A 6,399-nucleotide genomic window follows, 5' to 3' on the forward strand; every position below is an offset into this window, starting at 1 on the left:
CAACCTTCAAATTATTGGGGAAGACATTGATTTTGATTAAATTTTATATTAAACGGTAATAGTATAATTGTGTGATGGAATGATGGAGGGATAATATTATGAAAACACAATGGCAATCACAACTACCATTAGACAACATACGGTCTATCGTACCAGTAAGTGGTGGAGACGTTAACGAAGCATATAGAGTAGAAACATCTCAATCACCATATTTTTTATTAGTACAGCGTCAGAGAAGTAAAGATTTTTTTGCTGCAGAAGTCGCTGGGCTCAATTTGTTTGAGCAATCTGGCATCACTGCGCCAATCGTTATTGATAGTGGTGAAATCGATGGTGATGCCTATCTGTTGCTAAGCTTTTTAAATGAAGGAACACAAGGAAGCCAAGCCGAGCTTGGAGCCTTGGTGGCTAAAATGCATCAACAACAGCAGCCAGATGGTAAGTTTGGCTTTGATTTACCATATGAAGGTGGTGATGTATCGTTTAATAATAATTGGTCAGACAGTTGGATGACTATATTTGTTGAACGACGTTTAGATCATTTAAAAGATAGATTGGTAGATCAAGGTCTATGGATAGAGGATGATGTAAAAACTTATCATAAAGTGAGAGAAAAAATTGTAAGTTCATTAAGGGATCATACGAGTAAACCATCATTATTGCACGGTGATTTATGGGGTGGTAACTATATGTTCTTAGAAAATGGCCAACCTGCATTGTTTGATCCGGCGCCACTATATGGTGATAGAGAGTTTGATTTAGGTATAACCACTGTGTTCGGTGGTTTTACTCAAGCTTTTTATGATGCTTATAATAAGCATTATCCTTTAAGTAAAGGTGCGAATCAGCGATTAGAATTTTATCGTTTATATTTATTAATGGTGCATTTATTAAAATTTGGAAGTATGTATGCAGGCAGTGTAGATCGCTCCATGGAAAACATATTAAATGGTTAAACATGATAAAGATGATTTTCTATTGTTATAAAGTGACGTTACACATTGCATTCACGATGAATATACAATTTTTAAAAATGAAATAGACGGCAGTAGCCATTTAGAATGATGAGATTAGTATAAAATTAAATATGATGAACTGAATCATTAGTATATTTCAATCTAATTGATACAAAGAAAACCCGTTAAGCATTTGCTGCTTGACGGGTTTCTTATTAATCTAAATTTAGCGTGCCCATTTCTTCACGCAATTTATAAACTTTATCAGGCGTAACATCTTCACCTAAAGGATCCACAACTTTTAAAGTGGAAAATGTGTTAACGACTTGGCCACGAATCATTTGAAGATATTCTTGTCTTAATACTTGCTGTTCTTGTTTTTCTTCTACAGTCAAAGGCTGTACTTTTTCTTTATTTGCTAATTGGTTAATTCTATCTAGTAGTTTCATAAATTTTGTCCTCCTGTAAATGTCGAGGTGGAAAGTGTGGGATTATTTCATTGCCGACCTCTGTTAATATATCTTTATAAGTTCTGTCGTTGGTTATAAACTGCAACATGATATGATTGGTTCCGATGCGTTCGTACGCTTTTAGGATGTTTAACAAAGTGTTTCTTCCTAAGCGATAACCACCTTTAACTGGTTTTACAAGTTCATTTGGATTCGCTGATAAATCAATGACTAAAGGATGCATAAATGGTTTGAATGTTTCATTTTGATGCCATTGCTGTAATAATGCCTTTTGTTGTTGGAATGGTTGAGGATAAAATAACCATCCATCCAAATGCGTTTTTAACCAATCTATATGCTGTTTGGCGTATCCTGTTGCGAAAATTGGAATATGCTTATGCTTTGGTAATACTTGTAGGCCAGAATCTTCATACAGTTCAAATAAATGATTTGACGTTTGTGGTGATGATGATTGCCATAGTTCTTTTAAAGATGATACAGCTGATTGAAAATGTTGACTTAGCTCATTCGGATTGATTTTAAAAGTTGGAAATTCAAATTGCCGATCTCCAGTAGCAATCCCTAATAATAATCGCTCGTTTGATATTAAATCAAGAGAAGCAGATGCTTTAGCTATATGCACAGGATGACGTAATGTTGCAACAATACTAGATGTTCCGAGAGCGATTTTGGATGTGTTGGCAGCGATAAAAGTTAAAAATACAAACGGATCGTAGTTTGTCGTTACATTACCAAGATGCGGACTATATAAAGGACTATCTCGCACAAATAAGCTTGTGAATCCAAGTCTTTCAGCATATTGAACTAATGCTATTTGTTGATCAAACGGCAATGCGATATTTTCAGAATCGTCAAAGGGTAACATTAATCCTAAGGTTAAATGTTCCTGTTGAAAAGTTCGTTTGAAACCATTGTGTGTTTGAATTGTTGTCACGTCTATCCCTCCTCTTCAATCATATTAAACAACGATTGTAAACTAAGAAACATCTGTTGTTTAGATTGATTATATGTCACGACTTATTATAATGCAAACAACATGTTTATAGATTCATTGTATAAACAACAACGTGAGCAATATGTTGTTTAAGTTATTTAGTTAATGTCCCAATAATTGTTGAATTTGTGAATGAATATTAACGATTTATAAAATCATAATGAAACATTAATGATTATTGATTAAAATCTTAAAATTCTGTAAATTTAAAAAGTAATATCTTTTAAATAGGAGGTACTTTTGTTGAAAAATATTTTAGTTAGCATCGTTATAGGTGTTCTATTATTTTTATCAAGCGCTATCAATGATGAGACGCAAGCACAAACGCAAAATGGAACTTTGCCAGATTCACAACAGAGTAATGAACACAACCAAATAGGTACTGCCACGCCAAGGGTAATGCTACCAGGTGAAAATAGACATCAAATTAAAAATACTCGAACGAGTCATTACCAATCAATTGGCTACATAGAAAAAGGAGAAATGATTGCTACCGGTGTGGTTATTGGTAAAAATACAGTGCTGACGAATAAACATGTAGCGGATAACAATAATGCAAATCTGTCGTTTGCGCCCGCTGCTGAAAATGAAAATAGTTTTCCGTACGGTACTTTTAAGGCAAAAGAAGTGATAGCATATCCTGGTGATGCTGACTTAGTAGTTATTCATTTTAATAAAAACAGTGAAGGACAATCGGTTGGTGATGTTGTGACACCTGCCACTATTGGAGAATCTACCACTGTGTCGAGCAATGAGCCAATAACAGTTACTGGTTATCCAGGTGACAAACCTTTAGCAACGATGTGGGAAAGTTCCGGTAAAGTCAAAAGTAATAATGATAACATATTGACGTATAGTGCTAGCACATTTGGTGGGAATTCAGGCTCACCTGTCTTTAATGATAATAATGAACTAATCGGCCTACATTACGGGGGAGTGGAAGGAGAAAGCAATAATGCAGTGGCGATAACAGGTGAAGTATTGGAATTTATCAAGAAACACAATGTTTAAACAATTGTTGTGCCCAAATATATTATCCCCCTCGTGAAATAAAGTTATGATAACTGATGGTTTAACGAGGGGGATAAATGTTTACAGAACAACTATTTTCATTGTCTAAAATCATTGTATGTGAATTACTTTTGCTTTGAAAGTTGTGATGTAATGAAAGGTAATGACTTGTTGATATACGTTTCAGCAGGCAATTTACTTGAATGAAACCAATGTTTGGCAATGCCGTATAACCCCCATGAAAGAAAACGTGCACTTGTAGCAAGCGTTTCTCTATCTATATCTTTGTGTTCATCAGACATTAATTTTAAAAAAATATCTTCTAATTCTTCTTTAATTCTTTTTTCGACAATTTCACCATATGCTTCACTGTTTAGACGGCACTCTTCGTGCGTATCTTGAATATAGCTAGTGATTGTAATAAAACATTGACACAATGCATTTTCATTTAATTCTGCAACCATACTGAGTGATTGATTTAAATTTTTTAAGATTGTTTCAGACAATGTATAATCCATAATGTCATATTTATCGTAAAAATGAGCATAAAAAGTAGCGCGATTGACAGTAGCACGTTCGGTGATATCTTTAACTGTAATCGATACTAACTTTTTTTCTTTTGCAATTTCACGAAAAGCATCCATTAATAATTTCTTTGTTCTTATAATACGGGGATCTATATGAGTATGATTCAATTGATTACACCTCTATATTTGTTATTAGCATCAGACAAATTATCTTGCTTTACGCACAAGTTGTCAATAAACATAACTGACTATAACATTATTTTATTTCTATTTTACGATTATTTATTTTACTATTTAAAAAACAATAGATAATGATACCAAATGTGATGATCATAATACCAACGATACTCAATATATTTGGTAACGCTAAACCTAAAAGTAACATTTCACCAATTAATGTAAAAACGATTTCCATCGCTTGTGTTGCTTCAACTGCAGCTAACTTAGTTTGATTGTGTTTTACCATATTTGTAGCATAGAAGAATAATGTTGTTGCGATAATACCAGAGAAAATTGTAACTAAGAAAGTTTGCATGATTTGGTTTGAAGATGGCGGTCCTTGCCTAGCCAATCCAATGAGAAAGATGAGCAACCATAATGGTAAGGTGACTAAGGTCATACCATAAATCCGTTCAATCGTATTTAAGTCATTGCCAACAAGCACCATCATTTTACGATTGCCTAATGGATAACAAAATGCCGCAACGATTAACGGTAAAACCGATAATAAAAATATATGCAAGTCTATATTTGAAATGTGTGGTATTTGTACAATAATAACACCTAGAATCATAATGCTCGATGTAATTAACGGGCGCCATGCGATTCGTTCTCGCACTTTAATTGTAGCTGTATCTTGTTGTATGTATGTGTAGAAAAAAGGAGCAGTGAGAAGGCCGCAAATAATAGTTAATTGCCATGTTGCAGAAATAAGCCAGCCCGGGCTATAATTTGATACAAAAGTTAAAGGCACATAGAAAAAGACAAAGGCAAGAGAACTCCACAATAGCCACGCGAAAAAATGTTGTTTAATATGCAACAGAACAACATGATGGCGGGTTTTATGCTTCCCAATAACCATTATTAATAAAAACGGAAACATAAAAATAAAACGTAGTGACGCACTAAAAAGCCAACTTCCGCCGTCGTTAGACATTGCATGGTTTAATATGAATGTAATAGAAAAAAAGAAAGCAGCTAATATACCAATTAAAATTGCTCGCATTTAAGACCACCTCAAGTTGTGTAATGATACTAACTTACCAGTTTTTTTAATTACAGCAAACAAAATTCGTACAAATAAGATGATATTTTATAAAATAAGTGAATTTTCGGAAAAATAAAAAGCGGATGCAATGGAAAAGTAGTATGATAGATTTAACAGTAGTATAAAAAGACAGAGCAATATAATTGAAAGCATGTTGCTGCGATTTAGGTAGTTGTGTTTAATAATAAAATATTAACTTCAAAATGATACTTAGATAAAGTTAATACAATTTATATTTATATAAGAAGATTGGAGTGTGTTAAATGACTAAAAAAATAATCATGGATTGTGACCCAGGTCATGATGATGCGATAGCATTGATTCTTGCAGGTGCGAAACATAGCACGCTTGATATACTAGCAGTGACCACTGTAGCTGGAAATCAAGCAGTTGAAAAAAACACCAAAAATGCACTTAATGTATTAGAAGTTATGGGAAGACGAGATATCGAAGTATCAGTAGGTGCTTCACGTCCGCTCATAAAACCTGCTTCGTTTGCTTCTGAAATTCACGGAGATTCTGGATTAGATGGACCTAAATTACCAGAAGTACCATCGTTGAAACCAACACAATATCACGCTGCAGATGTAATCATTAAAACATTGAAACAAAGCTCTGACCCTGTAACAATTGTAGCAACGGGGCCGCTTACTAACGTTGCTACCGCATTAATTAAAGATCCTAGTATTGCTCAATACATTGATTCTATTACTATCATGGGGGGCGGTACTTTCGGAAATTGGACACCTACTGCTGAATTTAATATCTGGGTAGATGCAGAAGCTGCTACACGTGTATTTGAAAGTGGTATTAACATTAATGTTTTTGGGCTAGACGTGACACATCAAGTTTTAGCAACAGATGAAGTTATTCAAAGATTTAGTGCTATTGATAATAAAATATCCAAATTTGTTGTTGAACTACTAAAATTTTTCAAATCTACGTATAAAACGCATTTTAATATGGATGGCGGTCCTATTCATGATGCGTGTACAATTTTATACTTATTGCAGCCAGACTTATTTACCATGCAACAGACACATATCGACATAGAACATCAAAGTTCACTCACTTACGGTACAATGTCAGTCGACTTAAATAATGTTACAAACAAAGAAAAAAATGCATATTTTGCTACATCAGTAGATGTTGAACGCGTTTGGACTTTGATGGA

At 33.9% G+C, this 6,399-nt stretch carries 7 protein-coding genes; 3 read left to right on the plus strand and 4 right to left on the minus strand.

Annotated features, from left to right (window positions below; genetic code table 11):
* Window positions 1-98 precede the first annotated feature (98 nt).
* The gene (locus CD150_RS08625) at window positions 99-956 is read left to right on the plus strand and encodes a fructosamine kinase family protein (RefSeq protein WP_073344341.1); all 858 of its coding nucleotides are present in this window, start codon (window positions 99-101) and stop codon (window positions 954-956) included.
* A gap of 215 nt (window positions 957-1,171) precedes the next feature.
* On the opposite strand, the gene CD150_RS08630 is transcribed toward CD150_RS08625, so the two are convergent.
* Together CD150_RS08630 and CD150_RS08635 are read right to left on the minus strand one after the other, a co-directional pair.
* Window positions 1,172-1,405 (minus strand): DUF896 domain-containing protein, encoded by a 234-nt coding sequence (locus CD150_RS08630; protein WP_046206707.1) that lies wholly within the window; start codon window positions 1,403-1,405, stop codon window positions 1,172-1,174.
* Complete coding sequence (locus tag CD150_RS08635) at window positions 1,389-2,360, minus strand: LLM class oxidoreductase (protein ID WP_046206708.1); 972 nt, start codon at window positions 2,358-2,360, stop codon at window positions 1,389-1,391. Before CD150_RS08635 ends, CD150_RS08630 begins: the two co-directional genes overlap by 17 nt.
* Before the next feature lie 303 nt (window positions 2,361-2,663).
* Here CD150_RS08635 and CD150_RS08640 point away from each other — a divergent pair, with 303 nt between their 5' ends.
* Complete coding sequence (locus CD150_RS08640; RefSeq protein WP_080937841.1) at window positions 2,664-3,431, plus strand: trypsin-like serine peptidase; 768 nt, start codon at window positions 2,664-2,666, stop codon at window positions 3,429-3,431.
* A gap of 125 nt (window positions 3,432-3,556) precedes the next feature.
* Here the strand turns inward: CD150_RS08640 and CD150_RS08645 are convergent, their stop codons facing one another.
* Both CD150_RS08645 and CD150_RS08650 read right to left on the minus strand, forming a co-directional pair.
* Window positions 3,557-4,126, minus strand: a complete 570-nt coding sequence (locus tag CD150_RS08645) for a TetR/AcrR family transcriptional regulator (protein ID WP_103161494.1) — start codon at window positions 4,124-4,126, stop codon at window positions 3,557-3,559.
* A gap of 88 nt (window positions 4,127-4,214) precedes the next feature.
* Window positions 4,215-5,183: a DMT family transporter gene (locus tag CD150_RS08650; protein ID WP_103161495.1), complete on the minus strand. Its 969-nt coding sequence runs from the start codon at window positions 5,181-5,183 to the stop codon at window positions 4,215-4,217.
* A 305-nt stretch (window positions 5,184-5,488) separates the two neighbouring features.
* On the opposite strand from CD150_RS08650, the gene CD150_RS08655 reads away from it, so the two are divergent.
* Window positions 5,489-6,399 (plus strand): nucleoside hydrolase (locus CD150_RS08655; RefSeq protein WP_103161496.1); only part of this gene is annotated, 911 nt, incomplete at its 3' end.

The organism is Staphylococcus ureilyticus (assembly GCF_002902235.1).
Lineage (GTDB): Bacteria > Bacillota > Bacilli > Staphylococcales > Staphylococcaceae > Staphylococcus > Staphylococcus ureilyticus.